The sequence below is a fragment of the Pseudoalteromonas sp. SR45-1 genome (genome assembly GCF_014163655.1).
GTDB classification, from domain to species: Bacteria; Pseudomonadota; Gammaproteobacteria; order Enterobacterales; family Alteromonadaceae; genus Pseudoalteromonas; species Pseudoalteromonas distincta.
Window position 1 is genome coordinate 1 of the sequence record NZ_JACJDR010000026.1, and the last position, 19,440, is coordinate 19,440.

Consider the following 19,440-nt stretch of genomic DNA (forward strand, 5'->3'; position numbering starts at 1 on the left):
GTGAAAGCTAATTAATTAGAAAATCCCTAAGAGAGAATAAGAGCAAATTTTGGCTCATGAATCTCATTATCGAACGTCTGCAACTGGCACAGAGCCGTCTTTCGGCTCTAATTCGTTTTTGTCCAAATACGAGTTGGATGAACGTCCGTTATTGTAACCAGAATTAAGATATTAAGTTGCTGTTGAACGGCCGAGTTTGGCTTATGCCGCTGTCAGTTTTGATTAAGCCCTAACAATCAAACCTGGCAGATAAAGTTAAGACTTATTCAGAAAAAGCGTTCAATTTAATTTATTTGTCTTCAGGTCTTTCTGCTATTAATATATCAAGGTTACCTTTCAGAGCAGGAATTTCTGTGGCATTTTGTAAAACTCTTTGTAGAAACCTTTTTTGTTCATTAATTGTTTTATTCTTTAATTCTATCTCTGCTTCAAGTTTCCTTATTCGCTTTAGTAAATCAACATCGGCCTTAATGATTCCCTTTTTAAAATGATGATCTTTAGTGTTTTTTGAACATTTTTTATGTTTGTAAGCTTGATAAATCCCATTATAGCTCTCTAATGTTTGTCTTGATACTTGAATACCAAGATCAATTGAAATTTTTTGAGTTAGATTTTTCCATGTAAGCTTTCCTTCCCAAAGAAGGATCATTCTCTCAATGTTAAACTGTGTTTCATCTGTAATTTTAGCTTTAGCTGGCATCGCAAGTTCTACTTTGATTTATTTTTAAAATTAGTTACACCAAAAGAAGAAAGTAACGCTGTCATTCCTTCGGGGATGGAGCTAATATTAGAGATTTTATCTGTTATTTGGTTTAAAATATTTTCATCTGAAGAAATTGTTAACTTCACTTCATCTATAACATTTGTTTTAGGATTTGTTATAAATATTTTTTTTTCTTCGGTTGATATCCGAGCTATATTTCCATGTAGTCCATTTTTTAAAATTTGAATGAGCTGTTCAAGTAAAGCAACTTGTTTAGTGTGCTTTAAATACCAATCTTTTTTACAAGGAGATTTAAATATATTTTCTTGTTTTGATAATCTGTCAAGCCTTATTGTTTGAAATCTAAGGTCATATTCAAGTAATTTTATAGCATCAGTGTCCCCACATATATAGCAAGAGCTTTCACATAAAAAGCAGCCACTTAAAAAATTGTTTATATAATTACAAGGTGTAACAGAAAGCTCTTGTACACATATTCCTGTATCAGTAATGCTTGCAGGGAGCCCCCCATAAGTTTTTAACTCTTCGTTTGTTATAACTCGGATATCAATATGACTAGCATCGAGATCTAATGTTGAAGTAACTCTATCTGCGTTAGTCTCTACATTATTATGAATATACTCTAGTGTTTGCTTTATGCTTGTTCTGCCAGACCAAGAGGCTATGACACTTAAGGGAATACCTCCTTTTTCGGCATACGTATTTGCAAAGTGACGTAGTGAATGAAGGCGAAGTTTTTCAGTTTTAAAGCCATACTTATTAAATATATTTAAAGCTGGATTTACGTCAGAAAAAGGGTTTACAAAAATTGTTTTTACTTTCTTTAATGAAATTATATTTAATGGGCTACCAGACATTCCTTGTACTGAATTAAAATTATGCTTGTTTGGTGCAATACAAAATAAAGCATGTTCAAGGTCGATATATTTTTCAGACTCAACATAGCACTTTGGGAATGTTGGAATATTTTCTTTCTGTAAACGTATAATTTCTTTTTGAAGAGAGTTTATATCAGTAAGTAGCTGTATATTTAGGCGTTTTTTTAAGTTTTTAGTAAGATTTTCTGTTTGCAGAAGTCTTTGTATTGAGTATTTTGAAGGGGTTGTTGTATCTACCGTTGACAAGTTAATAACTAGATCACTAAGTAATAGTTGACTAATGTTCTTCTCAACAAGTTGGCTACTCTTAGTTTGACCACGCTTTAAATTCCACTTCCATTGACGTTCAGAAACACCTAATAGAATACTATTATGACATTTAAGTACTTCAACCTTATATTTTATTGGGTAAAAGCCTAATGCATACGCAACCGTAAAAATGTTTGGAGGTTGAGAGAAGTCTAACTCTTCGATTCTATTCGGATCTACAACAAAACCGTTTAAGAGCTGCTTCCATGATTGTTTGGTATTTTTTAAAAAACGAACGTAATGTCGTTCAGGTTTAAAGTATCCATGAAAAAAATTTATAGCTTTTTTTACATGTGGAGCTAAAGCCTTTAAAACATGGTTTTGATTATCTTGGTACCCTTTACTGCCAGGCCAGTCAAGATAATATATAGGCTCTCCACTTTTAGGTTGAATTGACTTTAGTTTTTGATTTTGTAGTAGAGGGATTTCTGAATTAAGCCGACATGGTGAAGCAAGTCCCAATAAAGCAACAGTTATAGGTATTGCATCTACTATATTAATCATACCTTCTTCGTCGAGTTTTCCGTTCTCATTTACATCTTTAAATACCTCATTGAAAATATAGCCAATAGAAAAAATCATTGATTCTTTGGGTATTTTGAAACCATTCTTATTAGCTCTATCGAATATATCGTCAGCTGATCTAAGTCTATCACTATGATGCGGCCTTAAGTTACCAGAGATCAAATGGTGTCTTTTGCAAAAGTCCCAAAAAATATTAGATTGTTTACAGTCGTTCCAAAACTTAATAGGTAAGTCATTTAGATTTCGATATTTTTCACTTTCTGTTAAAATCTGTGACGCTACAGTAATTCTTAATTGCTTGCTATTATTAACGACCTTTTGCTGTTGTACATCCAGCGCATAAACCTTTAGGAGCAATCCATAATTTTTTGTAAGCAAGTCTGACTCGTAATTTTTTAATTTTCTGAAGTATGAATCATTTTTAGAGCGCCTTTGTCCTTTAACTGCTTTAGTAAATAAGTAACGATGACGAACTCCTGTATCAACATCTAGAATATACCAAACAGGATCGCCCCATGTTGGTTTTGAATTATCTATAGAAGAAATATTTTTAGGTATTTCATTTGAATATGATTGGAGTAAATCTTGAAGTGCGAGGTGGTATTTATTGAGTATATTCATTTGTTCAACTTTGAATTATGAAGTTTCATTTCAATACAAATTGCTATTGTTAGTTTTATATTGGCTATAATCTTATCTAACTTCTCTGTCGAACCAGAGTGGGTGTAATTACTACTAAATGTTTTTATAAATTCACGTTTTGCAATAGCTTGTTCTAAAATTGCATTATGATTAGCGTCTAATAGAGGTCTAAAGTTAGGGCACCCATAACATGGTAATGGTCTTGTTAAGTTAGACTTATGCTCGCATGCATTGCAGTTAGAAGGTTCTTTCTCTACTCCAAATATATCAATTTCATTTTCTACTGTTGTATCTTCATCGGTTATTGATACCTTTGGATTAAAAGCATCTCGCAGTAACTGATTAGCGGCGTAGTTAGTATCAATATACTGCCTCTCTTTTAAACTTAATTGCAAATAAGCTCTTGCGCCAGGTTCAGTTACATTAGTTATTTTACAAATTTCAGAGATAGGATGACCATTTAGAGCTGCATTACAAAGCCAAGTGTGCCTAAGCCTGTTATTTGTTCCAATGACTTTACCTGTGCGCTCAGATAAACCTTTGCCGTAACTTTTCTCTGCGTTTTTAAAAATATCTTCTGATGCATGAAACAATTGCGATCTTTCGTGTAAAATTGAATCAACAAGTTCACTATCAGAGAAATCAGCTGTAAAAATTTTAATATTTGGAATTATTGGGCAATGATTTATTAAAGTTTCATATTGAGCAGTGCTTAATTGGTCTCCACACTCATTAATAGCTAAGCTTAGTCCTTTACAATAAATCTCTCTGTACTTTAATAATAACGCCGAGAATGACTCTGTTAGAGGTATCGACCATTTTTCAGGGAAAAGACGAAAGTTAAAATCTTGATTGCTTTGTTTGATTTTGTAACATCTAACATGAAGTGTTTTAACCCCCGTATTTATTGGCTCACCATTCAAATTTGTATCATTGAATGATATTCCAACAGGTAAAATATCTGACCACTTTAGCATAACTATTTGTCTTGGGCGCCTTGCTAACTGTATGAGCAAACGATAAGCAACCATACTTTTCAGGTTTATGAAATTATTGTTCTTTTCACTTGCTTTAGTGTAGTAATGAAGGTCTTCTGGAGGCTGGTTTGGAATACTTCTGCACTTTATCCTAAGGTTCTCAAGTATAGAGTCATATTCGTAATCTGTTAGTCTACCTTTTGTCGGATGTAAACCATTAAAGCTTTGTTTATAACTATATTTACAAGCTAGCCTATAGTGCTTATCAAGTAACGTGTGATTTAATTTTAATGATGAGTTTAAAAAACCACTTATAGTTTTTTTTGTCGAGCCTTTTAGTACATGCCATATATTCTCAAATTCAGATATGTCAGTACAATCTTTTGGAAAAGCCTGTTTCAAAGAAGCTGTAATCGTAGCGACAGTTGAAGCAGATTTTGTTTCTGCGTAGTAAATCAGAGTATCGAGTAATATAAATTTTAGCTTTGAAGTCCTAGGAAAGGATTGAAGCCATGCAATATTAGTTTTACGTCCTTTACCTAAATGTGCTAACTCCCAAGTATTATTAAATGTTTCAACTTTATTACCTGCTTGCGAAATAAACTTCTCTGGTAATTCAAGAATATGAGCTGGTAGCCTGGGTTCACTTTTTGGTTCCATCTATTTTTTCCTGATGTTCTTTCATTAGCTCAATTGCCGACAGTTGCTCATACTTATCATTATAAACTCGGCCCATCTTCGAGTCAGGTTGCCACCCCATAGCACTTCTTCGCATATCCTCTATGAATTCTGAATTAAGACCTTTATTCATTCCTTTTATGCTTAGTTTCTCATTCCACTTATGCCTTAAAGTGTGTGGATGAATTTTATATCCAAGCTTAGAAGAAACTTTGCACAAAATATAATTAACCATTTCCCTAGTAATCGGAAGCCCTGCCGTTTTATGAGTATTCTTTTCAGATACAAATAGAAAATCATGTTGAGTAGCTTTTTCAAATTTTATTCTTACATGGTGAATATAAAAATGAATTTCTTTCATTAACGTTACACTAATCCCTACGAAATGTGATCTCCCACACTTTTTATCAGGTTTATTTAATCTAGTATCAGTAGGATCATCTGGGCTTGAATAAATCTTGATCTTGTTATAATCACCATAGAATTGGCAATCAGAAATTTTTAACTTACAGACTTCACTTCTTCTGATACCAGTTTGTCTCAATATTGATAGAATTAAATAATTGCGTAACTTACATTTTTTAAAAGGATTATCTTTTGAACTAGGTAAAACTATTTTCTTAAATGAATCATAAATTTCATCAGGTATTACAGTTTCAACTAACTCAACACTTGAAACGCTATTAGTTCCTTGAGTATAGCTTTCTCGTAATTTTAACTTTGAGATAACCCTATTATATGAATCCTTTAAATTGGGCGGTGCTTGTCGATCACCATGATAGTGTTCATGGATATAGACTAAATACTTCCTAAGAGTTCTTATTCTACCTGTTGTTGTTTCTGTCGATACTTTGTTTTTATTAAATGATGATGCTGAAATTGCATTCCTAATATATTTACTTTCACAATAATCAGGTACTGAAAATAGATTTTTTTGTGAAAAAGAATCTTTTTTTAGGCGCATCTCCCCATAGAAATGACTTAATTCATTCGGACTTATATACAAACCGGAACTAACTCTAAGCTCCAGATCAATTTCTTCTGCGTCAAAATAATTAAGTACGGTTTTGAGTTCATACGCTACACGGAGTTTGGTTGAATATGATGTGTTTAAAAATACATCATATAGAAACGCATTTGCTAGAGGTAAAATAGGAATATCATTTAAGCCAATAAAGGCGATAAAGCGCTTAGATCCAACTTTATATTGACTAACATTCATACTTTACAAAACCAATCATTACTATAAGTGGATTAGTAAAATATAGCGTACTTTACAAAAAGGGCAAAAAATAATTTAAATATTAATGAGTGACTTTTAATTTTTTCAGAAAGAATAATAGGTTGGAGGAAACAGATAAGAAATATTAATAATTACAAAAGAGATATTTAATATAATTTGCCACCTGATAAACACACCATTATACGGTCACCTTCTTCAATCATATTGAAGTCCATAACGGCTTGACCAGTTTGGCGACGTAAACGCTTTTGTAGCTTATTTAAGTTAAATTGAGCTTTAGCTTGATCTGAGTGTGACAATTACGCCCCCTAGTAAAACAATACAGCAAAGTTATTTGCTAAAAATAAAGGGGCGTATTATACCCAAACCACCTGAATATGCGAGTTTAGGATGTAATTAAACACGGTATTTTTAGCAAGTAATATCCAGTTTGTTACTTGCTAAATTTTTAATTAATCTAGTTTCTTTGCCATCGGGCTTACGTAACCATCGGGCTTAAGTGCTAGTACATCGCAGTCAAGGCTATCAATTACATGCTCTGCTGTATTACCTACTAAAGCGGCACTTAAGCCTGTACGACCAACGGTACCAATAACAACTAATTCGCTATTTAACCGCTTAGCTACATCAGGGATTACATCCTCTGGTAGGCCTTCTTCAATAAAACATTGCTCTTGGCTTAAATTAAACTCAGCAGCAAGTGCATTGGTTGATTCAATGTGGTGTTTTTTAACTGATTCGTTATAAAGTCCAGGGTTAAACTCAGGAATTTCAATTGCTATATTTATGGGCGTTGCAGGATAAGCATTAACTAAATTAAGTTTTGCGTTGGCAAGTTCACATAAAAATTGTGCGTCTTTAATTACCCGTTTATTAAGTGCTACATGTTCTTCGTTTTCACTAACCGCATTCACAGCAGCTAAAATATTACCGTTTTCTGGCCATGCCATTTCTTTAACAAACAACACCGGGGCAGGGCATTTTCGTACTAAATGCCAGTCGGTAGGGGTGAAAATTACGGATTTAAGTGCACCATGTTGATGTGTGCCTTTAATTACTAAATCGTACTTTTGATCAATTACAGTATCGATTATGGCTTCATAAGGACGGTTATGCCAAACCACTTGGGTGTCAATATCTATATCTTTGTAAGGTGAAACCAAATCTTTAAGCCATAGCTGGCGATCTTTTAGTACGGCATCACGCATTGCTTCGCGTTCATCGCCAGATAGCATCGTTGTCATTTCATAAGAGAAGTCGTAAACCGTCATAAAGGCGGTAATACTTGCGCCAGATTTTTTGGCTAAGTCTATTGAACGTGATAAACCGTGTTGATCGTCTTTGGTAGGGTCAATAACCGCAATAATGCGTTTAATAGTGTTCATATGCTACTCCATTTGCCTAACGGGTGTACAATTAGTGTAACGCAAATATAAAACAGTTAAAGGGGTAGCATATAAATTGTTGTTCTAAATCAAACTATTTAATTTAGCGAGGCTTAACGATTGCTGCCGTTTTAGCTAAGGCATCATTATCTAAAATTGTAATAAATTTACCTTCTACTTTTATTAAGTCGGCTTTTTGAAAACGGCTTAATAAACGGCTAATGGTCTCTACGGTAAGGCCTAAGTAGTTACCTATTTCACCGCGAGTCATGGTAAATCTAAATTCTTTGCGTGAAAAACCACGTTCACCAAAACGCTCTGATAAGTTATAAATAAAACTAGCTAAGCGTTCTTCTGCTGATTTTTTATTGAGTAATAACAGCATTTCTTGATCGTATGTAATTTCGCTGCTCATCAAGCGCATTATTTGTTGACGAAGTTTTGGTAATTTACCAGCAAGTTCGTCAAGGGTATCGAATGGTATTTCGCACACCATTGACGTTTCAAGTGCTTGTGAAAAACTCTGGTGCGCCATTTTACTTATCGCGTCAAAGCCTACTAAGTCACCCGCTAAATGAAACCCGGTTATTTGCTCATCACCTTGCTCTGATAATGTGTACGATTTAAATGACCCAGAGCGTATAGCGTAAATAGCCTGTAAAGGTGCGCCTGATTCAAATAGATAATCGCCTTTATGGAGTGGTTTTTTTCGCTCAATAATTTCGTCTAGCTTATCCATTTCTTGGCCATTGAGAGAAAATGGCAAGCACAATTGACTAATACTGCAGTTATTACAGCTAATAGCACAATTACCTTTAGCGCGACTTTGAGAGAAATCCATAATTTAATCCGTTTAAATTTTTATACACACGACTGCAAAATAACCATAAAAGGTTAATACTGCGAATAGGTTATTGTATCAGCTTGTCAGTTGCAATTATCAATAAGTAGATACCATACCAGATTATAACACTGCCCAATACAATTCGGGTCCAAGGGTGGTTAATAATACTATTTAGTTTTTGTGCGGTAACGCCTAACGTGATCATTGCGGGGAAAGTACCCAAAGCAAAACATAGCATCACTAAAGCACCGTCTAGGGCACTTGGGCTAGTCATCGCCCATGTAAGTGCTGAGTAAACAAGTCCACATGGAAGCCATCCCCACAAAGCACCGTAACCTAGGGCTTTAAATGGTGAGTTAATAGGCATTAAGTATTTATTTAGCTTAACAATGTGTTGCCACACTAAGGTTTTACCAATTTTTTCTAACCATTGCAACGTAGGGCCTAAGCGCATTATATACACGCCGACTAGGAGCATAAAAATAGCTGCAATGAATGAAAGTGCTAAAGAAAAAGATGTGTTTTGCCTAGCAAATTGGCTGCTAATACCAGCAACAAGTGCACCTGCTGCCATGTAGCTCAGTGCACGCCCGGTATTATAGGCAAATGAATAGGTGAATGTTTTGCGTTTATCACTTGCCAGTTGTAATGAGCTTGCAATACCGCCGCACATGGCAATGCAATGACCGCTACCTATTAGCCCCATTAAAAATGCGCTGGTGTAAAGAGGGTCAATCATTACTTTTGTTATGTTGCTCTTTGTCGTCTTCAAACAAAATACTATGACCTTGCTTATTTAAATCAGAAAACTGCTCACTTTTTACGGCCCAAAAGAAAACGCCTATAGCAATAATGACAAACAAAATGGCAATAGGGATCAAAATGTAAATTATGCTCATAACTTTAATAGCCTTAGTGAATTACTAATCACAATAATTGAGCTGGCAGACATGCCAATAACAGCCATCCACGGAGCGACTAAGCCCAGCGCTGCCAATGGTAATATGGAAGCATTATACAATAAAGACAGCGCAAGGTTTTGCTTAATAATTCGTCTGGTTTGTTTTGCCACATTGAGTAAATGATCAATTGAAGCTAAATCGCTATTAAGGAGCACTACATCGGCGCTATTTTTTGATATGTCAGCACCGGTTTCCATTGCAATGGATAAATGCGCGCTGGCAAATACAGGGCTGTCGTTTACGCCATCGCCGACCATTGCTACAACTTCGTTTTGTGACGCCCATTTTTCAACGGCTGTTTGTTTATCTTGTGGCGAACACCCAGATTGCACACTTTCAAGGTTGAGTTGCTTAGCTACTTTTTGCCCAGCATCTGATGCGTCACCGGTTAACATATGACACGTTAAATTTTGCGATTGAAGTGAGCCTATAAGCTTTTGAGCATCGTTTTTTACTTTATCAATAAAGTAAAAACGTGCAACAACCTGCTTATTTATATACAAGCTTGCTTGTGCATTTGATTTTTTGCTATCAAACCAGCCACTTTTACCAATTGCGTAATGATGAGTTGCATCTTGTGCGCTAATTCCCAGACCTGGATGCACTTCAACGTTATTAAGATTGTGGTGAGCAGGAGTAATTTCATCAAATGCGCTGGCTATAGGGTGTTCAGAATAACGCTCTAACATAGCTGCTATATCTAGCACTTGCGCTTTTGTGTATTGCTTATCGAGTATATCTACTTCATCTAGGCTAAATTTACCTTGGGTTAGTGTGCCTGTTTTATCAAAGGCAAATAGCGTAATTTGTGAGAGTGTTTCGAGCACATGCGCTTGTTTTATTAATACGCCTTTACGGGTCAAGGTTGCAACCGCGCATGTAAGTGCGGTTGGTATGGCTAAACTCAGGGCACATGGGCAGGTAGCAACTAAAACCGAAATGGTGATCCAAAATGCGTGTTCAGGGTCAATTTGGTACCAGCCAATAGCTGTAAGTGAAGCAAATATAAGCAGGCACGCTATAAACCATTGCGCAACTTTATCTGTAATTTCAACCAGTTTAGGGCGTTTAGTTAATGCGTTGTGTTGCAAGCGGATAATTTGATTTAAAAGGGTATTTTGGCCAATTTTATTAATTTTTATTTCAATAACGCCGTCGTGGTTAACGCAACCGGCGTAGACATTGTGACCGATAAATTTTGTAACGGGTTGGTGTTCGCCCGTCATCATTGATTCATCAACCGTAGTTTTACCCTTTATAAGCTCGCCGTCGGCAGGAATTGTTTCACCCGCTTTAATGAGTACTACGTCATTAAGTTTTAGTTTTTTGGCTGCAATTATAAGTTCTTCACCACTGTCGTTAATGGTACGGGCTGTTAATGGCAATAATTTTTGTAAGTTGGCAGTAAATTCGCTCGCTTTTAAACGCGCTCTAAATTCAAGGTACTTACCTAATAAAAGTAAAAAGGTGAACATGCACACAGATTCAAAATATACTTCGCCGACTTGCATAAATGTGGCGTAACAACTTGCGCCAAACGCACCAAAAATAGCCAGCGATACGGGTAAATCCATATTGAGCTGTTTTGCTTTTAAGCCATTTATGGCGTTGGTTAAAAAGGGCAGTGCGCTATATAAAATAACCGGAGAGGCAAGTACTAAGCTGATCCATCTAAAATACTGCTCAAAATTGCTGTCCATCCCTGAAAACATGCCAAAGTACATGGCAAACGCAAACATCATAACTTGCATGGTCATTAAGCCTGCAACACCTAAGCGGCGAATATAGGCTTTGGCAGTTTGTTGCTTTTGTTGAGCTTCAATATCTGATTGAAATGGGTAGGCTTTATAACCAATTTTGGCAAGTGCGGTAATAATTTCACTCAATGGGGTGCTGGTTTTATCCCATTGGATCATCGCGCGGTTGGTGGATGTATTTACATCAACCCGTTTTACAGTATTTAAGTTTAAGAGTTGTTTTTCGATAAGCCATGCACACGCTGCGCAGGTTATACCTTCAACACTCAACAATACCTCTGAGATATTGTCGTTAGTAGCTATAAATTCGTCTTGAATGTCTTCGTTGTCATAACTTTTTATAAATGCGAGTTGCTCAGGTACCAGTTGCTCAACCTTGCCTGCGCGAACAGTTCGGTATTTATAATAATCAGTCATACCTTGATCAACAATATTTTGCGCAACTGCTTGGCAGCCAATGCAACACATTGGCTGGGCTATATCGTCAATTATAACGTTTGCGCTAAATCCGTTTGGCACACTTTCAAGGCAATGAAAGCAAGAGTGAGACATAGTGATGATTACTTATAGTTAGGAGTAACTAAAACGGTTTCAGCCGTCGGTAGAACAATGTTTTCTTTTAGTTTCCAGCTGCCATCAATTGGCTCAATAAATACAGAATATGCACCTGGCGTATACTTATCAAGTAATGCAGTAAATTCTTGATTGGCATTAGGTGTAAGTGTGGCCTCAAAGTCATGCGCTTTAATAGTACGGTGGTAAAACGAAAGTTTTAAAACATGTACGTTGCTACTGTCACCTTTTGTAAACTTAAAGCTTACACGCTCGTTGGTAACATTTAATTCGCCATGTAAGTAAAGTGCTTTTGCTTTTTCAAACTTAGTCAGTTCTAAGTTTATTGCTTTGCCTTTTTTGTAGTAGTCGTCAACAACCATATCTGGGCCGTTACCTATTGCCGTAATAAATAAGCTAATACAGCCAATAATGGCAACTAACGGAAAAAAGATTAAAAACCAAGGCCAAAAATTTTTATACCACGGAGTAGGTTGCATAGTGTCTCTAAAATTAGTTTAGGAAGCGTCATTTTATAGGAATTATACGTAAAAGACTAAAAAAAAGCCTCCGACTGGAGGCTTTTTTGATCTGGATTAATCTATTGAATTAAATAAATTAATTTATAAACATTTTATTAACCGCGTGCTTATTTATCTTGCGATAAACTGTAAACGTAGGCTGTTAATAAGTGAATCTTATCTTCACCTAAAATGTCTTTCCAAGCAGGCATTACACCAGCACGGCCGTGGTTAAGCGTTTCTTCAACAGCACGTTGAGAACCACCGTATAACCATATGTTATCAGTCAGGTTAGGCGCGCCAAATGGTAGGTTATGTGCAACCGACCCTTTACCGTCAGCACCGTGACATGCAGCACACATAGCAAACTTAGCTTTACCTGCGGCTGCATCTTTTTGGTTAACAGTACGACCAGAAAGGCTCAACACATGTGCTGTCATTTCTTTAACGCCTTGCTCACCAAGAGCATCGCCCCAAGCTGGCATTGCAGCTATACGACCATTAAGCAGTGTTTCTCTAATTTTGTCTGGTGTACCGCCATATAACCAATCTTTATCAGTTAGGTTAGGGAAGCCTGTTCCACCACGTGCATCAGAGCCGTGACATTGCGCACAGTTTTGTGAGAATAAACGCTGACCAATTTCGATGGCTAATTGACCATCTGTTTGTTCATATTTGTCACCACTTTCAAGAGCAACTTGCTGCGCTGCGTCACCTTCAAACTTAGAATTAACTAAATCTAAAACCGGCACTTGTGCAAGTCGATTAAAAATAGGACCAAAGCGTTCTTCTGCAGCTTCATACTCTTTATCAAGTTTAACAAAACGACCTTCTGCTTTGGCCTCTGCAACTGCTTTTTTAGATTCAGCTAAAGACGTAATACCTTGGTTAGAACTAGTCCATTTACCTAAACCTTCCCAGTTGCCTAAACCTGGGTAAGCTGCAAGGTAATATACTGACCAAATAAAAGTTGCGAAAAACATGTAAGTCCACCATTTTGGTAGTGGATTATTTAGCTCTTCAATGCCGTCAAATTCATGTCCACAGCTTTCACCTTCTTTTACGCCAGCATAGTTTTTTAAGTTCCAAACTAATAGGCCAAAGATGATGCATAAGCATGCAAGGGTTAATACAATAACCCAAATACTCCAAAAGCTAGTCATTTTTCAGACTCCTTTTCCTCGTTAGAGAGTGTGTTGTTATGTTTTTTTTCATCTTCAAAAATGGCATTAGCAGCGCTATCAAAACGATTTTTGCTACGCTTGCTGTATGCCCATACAACAATCACAATAAACAATACTAAAATTACCAGAGTCAAAATGCCTCTGTATGTTCCGTAATCCATAATAATTTACTTCAAGTGGGTACCAAGTTGCTGTAAATACGCGATTAGAGCTTGGATTTCTGTTGCGCCTTCGCCGTTATTCATAGCGTTAACTTTTTCAACATCAGCTTTAAGTTCTTCGTCGCTGCCATAACCTAGGCCCGGGTGTTTAGGGTTTTCTGGGTTAATAGCAAAAGTATCACGGAAAATTTGTAGTTTTTTCAGAGTCAGGCTTGTATCTACCCTATCCTCTGCTAACCAAGGAAAACCTGGCATATTCGACTCAGGAACCACAGCACGTGGGTCAACTAAGTGAGCATAATGCCAATCGTCCGAGTAACGTTTACCAACGCGAGCAAGGTCAGGACCAGTACGTTTTGAACCCCATTGGAAAGGGTGATCCCATACTGATTCGCCTGCTACAGAGTAGTGACCGTAACGCTCAACTTCATCACGAAAAGGGCGGATCATTTGTGAGTGACAGTTATAACAACCTTCACGTACATATATGTCACGGCCTTCCATTTCTAAAGCATTAAGAGGGCGTAGGCCTTCTACTGGTTTAGTTGTGTCGTCTTGGAACATTAGCGGAGTAATTTCAACTAATGCACCAAAGCTGATAGCAAAAACAGTCAGAATAGCCATAAGGCCAACGTTCTTTTCTACTATTTCATGTTTGTTTTGTGAATTTTTATTGCTCATCATCTCACTCCGTTATGCTAATTGTGCTTGCGCGTCTAACTTCAGAGATTCTTTCTCAGCTGAAATTGTACGGAAAACGTTATAAGCCATAACTAACATGCCTGTTACGATGAATACACCGCCTACAAAACGCATAATGTAGAAAGGATGCGACGCTTCTAAAGACTGCACAAAGCTGTACATTAATGTACCGTCAGCATTTACCGCACGCCACATAAGACCTTGCATTACACCAGAGATCCACATTGCAACAATGTATAAAACAACACCTACAGTGTGTAACCAGAAATGGGTATTAACTAATTTAACGCTATACATACGACCTTGCGCAAATAACGCAGGAATTAAGTGGTAAATAGCACCAATTGAAATCATAGCAACCCAACCTAGTGCACCTGAGTGTACGTGGCCGATTGTCCAATCTGTGTAGTGAGATAACGCATTTACAGATTTAATTGCCATCATAGGGCCTTCGAACGTAGACATACCGTAGAAAGACAATGAAACAACTAAGAAGCGTAGTACTGGATCAGTACGCAGTTTATGCCATGCGCCTGATAGGGTCATAATACCGTTAATCATACCACCCCAAGACGGTACGAATAGGATAATAGACATAACCATACCTAAACTTTGCGTCCAATCAGGAAGCGCAGTGTAGTGAAGGTGGTGAGGACCTGCCCAAATATATAATGAAATTAATGCCCAAAAGTGAACTACCGATAAACGGTATGAGTAAACTGGGCGACCTGCTTGTTTTGGTACAAAGTAATACATCATACCCAAGAAACCAGCAGTTAATAGGAAACCTACAGCGTTATGACCGTACCACCACTGAACCATAGCATCTACCGCACCTGCGTAGATTGAGTATGATTTAGTTAACGACACAGGCACTGCCATGCTGTTTACAATGTGTAGTACTGCAACAGTAATAATAAAGCCAGCATAGAACCAGTTAGCAACATAAATGTGCGACACTTTACGCTTGATTAAAGTACCAAAGAATACAATAGCGTAAACAATCCAAACCACAGCGATTAAAATATCGATTGGCCATTCAAGTTCTGCGTATTCTTTTGAGCTAGTAATACCAAGTGGTAATGTAATTACTGCTAATACAATAACTAGCTGCCAGCCCCAAAATGAAAAGGCGGCGAGTTTGTCTGAGAAAAGACGCGTTTGGCAAGTACGTTGTACGACGTAATAAGACGTCGCAAACAGTGCACTAGTACCAAATGCGAAAATTACTGCGTTCGTGTGTAACGGACGTAGTCGAGAGTAAGTTAACCATGGTGTATCAAAGTTAAGTGCTGGCCAAGCTAATTGGGCAGCAATCAGAACCCCAATACTCATGCCAACGATGCCCCAAATCACTGTCATAATAGCGAATTGGCGTACAACCTTATAGTTATACTCAGTTTGTGATGCTACTGTTTGGCTCATTTTCTGGCTTCCGCTGCAATAAATGCGTTTAGAAATGAATTACCCACTATTAAAAGTGGGGCCTACTATTTTTCTCAAGCGTGTTACCTAAAACTTTCAATACATGAAAACTTCAGAAAAAAAACTTGAGAAACCCTTATTTTTTGCGGGTGAAATGATAAATTTTTTGGCCTAAAAAAGATAGGTCAATTACATAAAATTATGACATCAATCAAACTTTGTGAGCTTGTTGTTTATTTTTTGATACAGTTTGTGCCTAATTTGGTCTAATAGTAACACTCGCACTTGTTATTTACAGTCACGATTATTAGTATTTGCTTTTCTTTAGTGCGAAATTGTTATGCTTATATATAGGTTAAGTTTATTCACTGTGGTGTTTTTTTTATTAACAGCGTGTGATTTTTCTAAAAATACAGATGAAAAATTTCTTAAAAATGACCAGTGCGAAGCCAATTTGCCTTGTACTTTTTCAAATGATGTTAAAGTATGGTTAAGCGAGAAAACCCTTTCCCCCGAAACCCCATTTACTATCTTTAGTGACTTACCTGCAAACGTTACAATTGAAGATGCCAAGCTTAAAGGCATCACTATGTACATGGGTTACATTCCCCAAAAATTTAAAAAACATAATGATCTTTGGCAAAGTAATACTATGGTTGGTATTTGTTCAGAGCAAAATATGCTTTGGAATTTAGAACTAACCGTTAAAGATAATGCCACCTCTGTAATACAAACACTCAATTACTCTTTTTACGTTACGTATTAAAGTTGCGACTACAAACTCTTGTATACAGCTTACATTTTTGATGTGAGTTCGTTTTCTTATACATACGATTATTTGAGTGACAAGATCAATAAAATTGCCTTTTTAAGTTTTAATACTGACAAAACTTCAATAGTGAATAAGTGCTCTCAAAAAGTTCAACTTTAATTACGACTGAATAAAAAAATCTAATCAAAAAACCTTCCAAAGAGACTAAATAAGACTATTTAAGCATCAAGTATGCATAAATATGGTTATTAATTAACATTTAGTTTTGCGGTTTTAATAATGTGCTGTGATTAAGTTGTTAATTTGTCTGTTTTTGGTACGTAGCTCAGGTAATTACATTTGATTACAAAGTGAATCACTTTGGTTTCAGGTGTGTTTCTAATGTTTCCTTGTCTTTTCAAGTCATTGTTTTCAAAGTGTATTTATTAATTAACACTGAAACATAATGTAACCTATGTACCTACTATGGTTATTCCATTTTATTTCTTGATATAAATTGAGCTGCCGTTAAGTTTTCGTTCAGTTAAAAACGCCTAAGTTGCCCACCTGACTCACTATTCTAATAAAAAGTGAGCATTACCAATAAAGGTAAATTTCCAACAAGTAGGGTTCTTTCATGAAAAAATCAACTCTTGGTTTAGCTGTAATCGCAGCATTTCCAATGTTCTCAAGTGTGCAAGTTCTTGCTGCTGAAGACTCAGCACAAGCAATCGAAAAAATTCAAGTAACGGGTTCTCGCATTAAGCGCGCAGATATGGAAACCGCTAGCCCAGTTACTATTATCGGTGCTGACGATATTGCTGCTTCAGGCGCAGTATCAGTAGATTCTGTACTACAAAAAATGACCGCTACAGGCGGCGCAATGACAAACCCAGGTATCAATAATGGTTCTGGTGGTAATGCATCAATTGATTTACGTGGTTTAGGTTCACAACGTACTTTAGTACTTGTAAACGGCCGCCGTATGATCAACTCAGGTACAGGCGCAGCTTCTACAGTTGATTTAAATACTATCCCAGTATCTATGATCAAGCATATTGAAGTACTTAAAGATGGCGCATCTGCTGTTTATGGTACTGATGCTGTTGCGGGTGTTGTAAATATTATCTTAAAAGATAACTTTGAAGGCCTAGACCTTAATGTTAAATCAGCAATCACTACTGAAGGTGACGCAGATGAAACGTCTTTTGATATTACAATGGGTGGTAACTTCGGTCGTGGTAACGTTGTAATCGGTTTGCAGTACACAGACCGTGGCGATGCTTCTCAGGCTGATCGTAGCTTTTCTGATTGTCCATTAACTGAAGATGGCGATGGCAGTGCTCCGTACTGTTCTGGTTCTTCTTATACTCCTAATGGCCATGTTTGGTCAGGTGATGAATCTTTACAAGGTCAAGCTGATAATGGTTGGCACGACTTTGGTACTAGTGATGCTTACAACTATTCGCAATCTAGCTACTTATACACGCCAATGCGTCGTTTAAACCTTACAGGTATTGGTAGTTTTGATTTAACTGATGACACGCGTTTATACTCTGAATTTACATACTCAAAACGTTGGTCAGAGCAGCAATTAGCACCTCAACCAGTATGGTTCGACTTTGACTACGCTGAGTGGATGGGTGATTCTTTAATCGACCAAAATATTAATTACGGTGATGAAGTTTCTTACGGCCGTCGTATGGTTGACACTGGTACACGTGATTCATCTCAAGTAGTTGATACAGTTCGTTCTGTTATCGGTGCTGCAGGTTATTTAGATAACGGTTTAGAGTGGGATACATCAGTAATTTTTGGTCGTAATGACTCAGTAGATCGCTTAAGCAACCTTCACAATATGGGTTCAATTCAAAGCGAAATTGAAGCTGGTAACTTTAACCCACTTTCACAAGCTTCATGGTCAAGCAGTAGCTTTAGTGATTATGTTTACACTGAGCAAAACTCAGGCGGCAGTCAATTATTTATGATTACAGCTGCGCTTTCTGGTGAGTTAATGGAAGTACCTGCGGGCTTTGTAGGTTTTGCTGCAGGTCTTGAACGCCGTGAAGAAAAAGCGTGGTACACACCAGATTCGATCACTTCACAAGGTCTTGCAAATGATCCACGCGTTGATGCAACAAGCGGTCGTTTTGATGTAAACGAAGCATACCTTGAGCTGGCTATTCCTTTAGTTGCAGATGCTTATCTTGCACAAAATGTAGAATTAAGCGCTGCGATCCGTGCTTTTGATTACAGCACATTTGGTTCTGATGAAACGTGGAAACTTGGTTTAACTTGGCGTGTAAACGACGAATTAATGCTTCGTGGTGTTCGTTCTACAGCTTTCCGTGCTCCTACAGTTGCTGAGCTATACTCAGGTGACTCTCCATCTTATGAGCAAGTTAGCTTCACCGGTGCACAAGATCAGGCTGAAGTAACCGTTGGTGGTAATGACCAATTAACACCTGAATTAGCTGATACAGTTACCGTTGGTGTAGTTTACGAACCAGAATGGTTTGAAGGTTTCTCAATGACGTTAGATTACTACGACATTGAAATCGAAAACGCTATTGCTACAGTAAACAACCAATACATTGTTGATTCATGTCTTGCAACAGATGGCTCTTTAGCGAATCAATCAACAGCACTTTGTAGTTCAGCAAATATCGATTTTAACCAAAGCACAGGTCGTATCGCGTTTAATAACCAACTACAAAACGTAGGTTATGAGCAAACAAAAGGTTATGACTTAAACTTAAATTACAAATTTGATTTAGCTGGCCTTGCTTGGAATACGTCATTAGATGTTACTTACCTTGACGAGTACACTGTTGATGTTATTGAATCAAGCATTGATTACGCTGGTTTAATTACTTCTGGTATAGGTGGTTATGCTGACGTAAAAGCAAACTTTGAGCTAGATGTTAAAGGTGATGCTTGGTCTGCTAACTACAAAGCACGTTACATTGCAGGAATGGATAGCTACAGCTGTTTAGGTAAAGAATCTACATGTTATGCACCAACAACACCATCTGTTGTTTACCATGATGTGAGCGGTTCTTACTTTATCAGTGACATGGTTTCGTTAACTGCAGGTGTAAATAACTTATTCGATAAGCAACCACCATACTACTCAGGTAACAACGATTCTAATACTGACCCGTACACATATGATGTACTTGGCCGTCGTGTATTTGCTGGTGTAAACGTTAAATTTTAA

General features: G+C 37.0%; 16 protein-coding genes and 1 pseudogene. 2 read left to right on the forward strand and 15 right to left on the reverse strand.

The window, feature by feature from the left end:
• Positions 1–289: 289 nt before the first annotated feature.
• The 15 genes and pseudogenes from H5089_RS19250 to ccoN all read right to left on the reverse strand — a co-directional run bounded on the left by H5089_RS19250 (position 290) and on the right by ccoN (position 15,469).
• Positions 290–700 (reverse strand): hypothetical protein, encoded by a 411-nt coding sequence (locus H5089_RS19250; RefSeq protein WP_182712898.1) that lies wholly within the window; start codon positions 698–700, stop codon positions 290–292.
• An 8-nt stretch (positions 701–708) separates the two neighbouring features.
• A complete protein-coding gene (locus H5089_RS19255) occupies positions 709–3,057 on the reverse strand; it encodes a hypothetical protein (protein WP_182712899.1) in 2,349 nt (782 codons plus the stop codon).
• Positions 3,054–4,715 carry a hypothetical protein gene (locus H5089_RS19260; RefSeq protein WP_182712900.1) on the reverse strand — a complete coding sequence of 554 codons (1,662 nt, stop codon included), beginning with the start codon at positions 4,713–4,715 and terminating at the stop codon, positions 3,054–3,056. Before H5089_RS19260 ends, H5089_RS19255 begins: the two co-directional genes overlap by 4 nt.
• Positions 4,699–5,955 carry a site-specific integrase gene (locus H5089_RS19265; protein ID WP_182712901.1) on the reverse strand — a complete coding sequence of 419 codons (1,257 nt, stop codon included), beginning with the start codon at positions 5,953–5,955 and terminating at the stop codon, positions 4,699–4,701. The genes H5089_RS19260 and H5089_RS19265 overlap by 17 nt, the downstream gene beginning before the upstream one ends.
• Before the next feature lie 176 nt (positions 5,956–6,131).
• Positions 6,132–6,275 (reverse strand): annotated as a pseudogene (locus tag H5089_RS19270) (tRNA 2-thiocytidine(32) synthetase TtcA); the annotation flags it as partial.
• A gap of 153 nt (positions 6,276–6,428) precedes the next feature.
• Complete coding sequence (gene uspE, locus H5089_RS19275; RefSeq protein WP_165723936.1) at positions 6,429–7,361, reverse strand: universal stress protein UspE; 933 nt, start codon at positions 7,359–7,361, stop codon at positions 6,429–6,431.
• A 103-nt stretch (positions 7,362–7,464) separates the two neighbouring features.
• On the reverse strand, positions 7,465–8,202 hold the full coding sequence (locus tag H5089_RS19280) for an FNR family transcription factor (protein WP_182712902.1): 738 nt from the start codon (positions 8,200–8,202) through the stop codon (positions 7,465–7,467).
• Between the two features lie 70 nt (positions 8,203–8,272).
• A complete protein-coding gene (locus H5089_RS19285) occupies positions 8,273–8,944 on the reverse strand; it encodes a sulfite exporter TauE/SafE family protein (RefSeq protein WP_039490095.1) in 672 nt (223 codons plus the stop codon).
• Positions 8,937–9,104 carry a cbb3-type cytochrome oxidase assembly protein CcoS gene (gene ccoS, locus H5089_RS19290; protein ID WP_002963071.1) on the reverse strand — a complete coding sequence of 56 codons (168 nt, stop codon included), beginning with the start codon at positions 9,102–9,104 and terminating at the stop codon, positions 8,937–8,939. Before ccoS ends, H5089_RS19285 begins: the two co-directional genes overlap by 8 nt.
• The gene (locus H5089_RS19295) at positions 9,101–11,476 is read right to left on the reverse strand and encodes a heavy metal translocating P-type ATPase (RefSeq protein ID WP_182712903.1); all 2,376 of its coding nucleotides are present in this window, start codon (positions 11,474–11,476) and stop codon (positions 9,101–9,103) included. Before H5089_RS19295 ends, ccoS begins: the two co-directional genes overlap by 4 nt.
• A gap of 8 nt (positions 11,477–11,484) precedes the next feature.
• Complete coding sequence (locus tag H5089_RS19300) at positions 11,485–11,976, reverse strand: FixH family protein (protein WP_002963075.1); 492 nt, start codon at positions 11,974–11,976, stop codon at positions 11,485–11,487.
• 149 nt (positions 11,977–12,125) lie between these two features.
• Positions 12,126–13,160: a cytochrome-c oxidase, cbb3-type subunit III gene (gene ccoP, locus H5089_RS19305; protein WP_182712904.1), complete on the reverse strand. Its 1,035-nt coding sequence runs from the start codon at positions 13,158–13,160 to the stop codon at positions 12,126–12,128.
• Positions 13,157–13,342: a CcoQ/FixQ family Cbb3-type cytochrome c oxidase assembly chaperone gene (locus H5089_RS19310; protein ID WP_024597380.1), complete on the reverse strand. Its 186-nt coding sequence runs from the start codon at positions 13,340–13,342 to the stop codon at positions 13,157–13,159. Before H5089_RS19310 ends, ccoP begins: the two co-directional genes overlap by 4 nt.
• Before the next feature lie 6 nt (positions 13,343–13,348).
• Entirely contained in the window at positions 13,349–14,023 is a 675-nt protein-coding gene (gene ccoO / locus H5089_RS19315; RefSeq protein ID WP_165723947.1) for a cytochrome-c oxidase, cbb3-type subunit II, read from the reverse strand.
• Positions 14,024–14,035: 12 nt separating this feature from the next.
• Positions 14,036–15,469 (reverse strand): cytochrome-c oxidase, cbb3-type subunit I, encoded by a 1,434-nt coding sequence (gene ccoN / locus H5089_RS19320; protein ID WP_002961515.1) that lies wholly within the window; start codon positions 15,467–15,469, stop codon positions 14,036–14,038.
• A gap of 340 nt (positions 15,470–15,809) precedes the next feature.
• Between ccoN and H5089_RS19325 the strand changes: the two genes are divergently transcribed.
• A complete protein-coding gene (locus H5089_RS19325; RefSeq protein ID WP_182712905.1) occupies positions 15,810–16,235 on the forward strand; it encodes a hypothetical protein in 426 nt (141 codons plus the stop codon).
• Between the two features lie 622 nt (positions 16,236–16,857).
• Entirely contained in the window at positions 16,858–19,440 is a 2,583-nt protein-coding gene (locus H5089_RS19330; RefSeq protein ID WP_182671753.1) for a TonB-dependent receptor, read from the forward strand.

What these genes read in the sequence shown, in the direction of transcription:
- H5089_RS19250 (WP_182712898.1), bottom strand. Translation starts at nt 700, where the DNA reads ATGCCAGCTAAAGCTAAAATTACAGATGAAACACAGTTTAACATTGAG.
- H5089_RS19255 (WP_182712899.1), bottom strand. Translation starts at nt 3,057, where the DNA reads ATGAATATACTCAATAAATACCACCTCGCACTTCAAGATTTACTCCAA.
- H5089_RS19260 (WP_182712900.1), bottom strand. Translation starts at nt 4,715, where the DNA reads ATGGAACCAAAAAGTGAACCCAGGCTACCAGCTCATATTCTTGAATTA.
- H5089_RS19265 (WP_182712901.1), bottom strand. Translation starts at nt 5,955, where the DNA reads ATGAATGTTAGTCAATATAAAGTTGGATCTAAGCGCTTTATCGCCTTT.
- uspE (WP_165723936.1), bottom strand. Translation starts at nt 7,361, where the DNA reads ATGAACACTATTAAACGCATTATTGCGGTTATTGACCCTACCAAAGAC.
- H5089_RS19280 (WP_182712902.1), bottom strand. Translation starts at nt 8,202, where the DNA reads ATGGATTTCTCTCAAAGTCGCGCTAAAGGTAATTGTGCTATTAGCTGT.
- H5089_RS19285 (WP_039490095.1), bottom strand. Translation starts at nt 8,944, where the DNA reads ATGATTGACCCTCTTTACACCAGCGCATTTTTAATGGGGCTAATAGGT.
- ccoS (WP_002963071.1), bottom strand. Translation starts at nt 9,104, where the DNA reads ATGAGCATAATTTACATTTTGATCCCTATTGCCATTTTGTTTGTCATT.
- H5089_RS19295 (WP_182712903.1), bottom strand. Translation starts at nt 11,476, where the DNA reads ATGTCTCACTCTTGCTTTCATTGCCTTGAAAGTGTGCCAAACGGATTT.
- H5089_RS19300 (WP_002963075.1), bottom strand. Translation starts at nt 11,976, where the DNA reads ATGCAACCTACTCCGTGGTATAAAAATTTTTGGCCTTGGTTTTTAATC.
- ccoP (WP_182712904.1), bottom strand. Translation starts at nt 13,160, where the DNA reads ATGACTAGCTTTTGGAGTATTTGGGTTATTGTATTAACCCTTGCATGC.
- H5089_RS19310 (WP_024597380.1), bottom strand. Translation starts at nt 13,342, where the DNA reads ATGGATTACGGAACATACAGAGGCATTTTGACTCTGGTAATTTTAGTA.
- ccoO (WP_165723947.1), bottom strand. Translation starts at nt 14,023, where the DNA reads ATGAGCAATAAAAATTCACAAAACAAACATGAAATAGTAGAAAAGAAC.
- ccoN (WP_002961515.1), bottom strand. Translation starts at nt 15,469, where the DNA reads ATGAGCCAAACAGTAGCATCACAAACTGAGTATAACTATAAGGTTGTA.
- H5089_RS19325 (WP_182712905.1), top strand. Translation starts at nt 15,810, where the DNA reads ATGCTTATATATAGGTTAAGTTTATTCACTGTGGTGTTTTTTTTATTA.
- H5089_RS19330 (WP_182671753.1), top strand. Translation starts at nt 16,858, where the DNA reads ATGAAAAAATCAACTCTTGGTTTAGCTGTAATCGCAGCATTTCCAATG.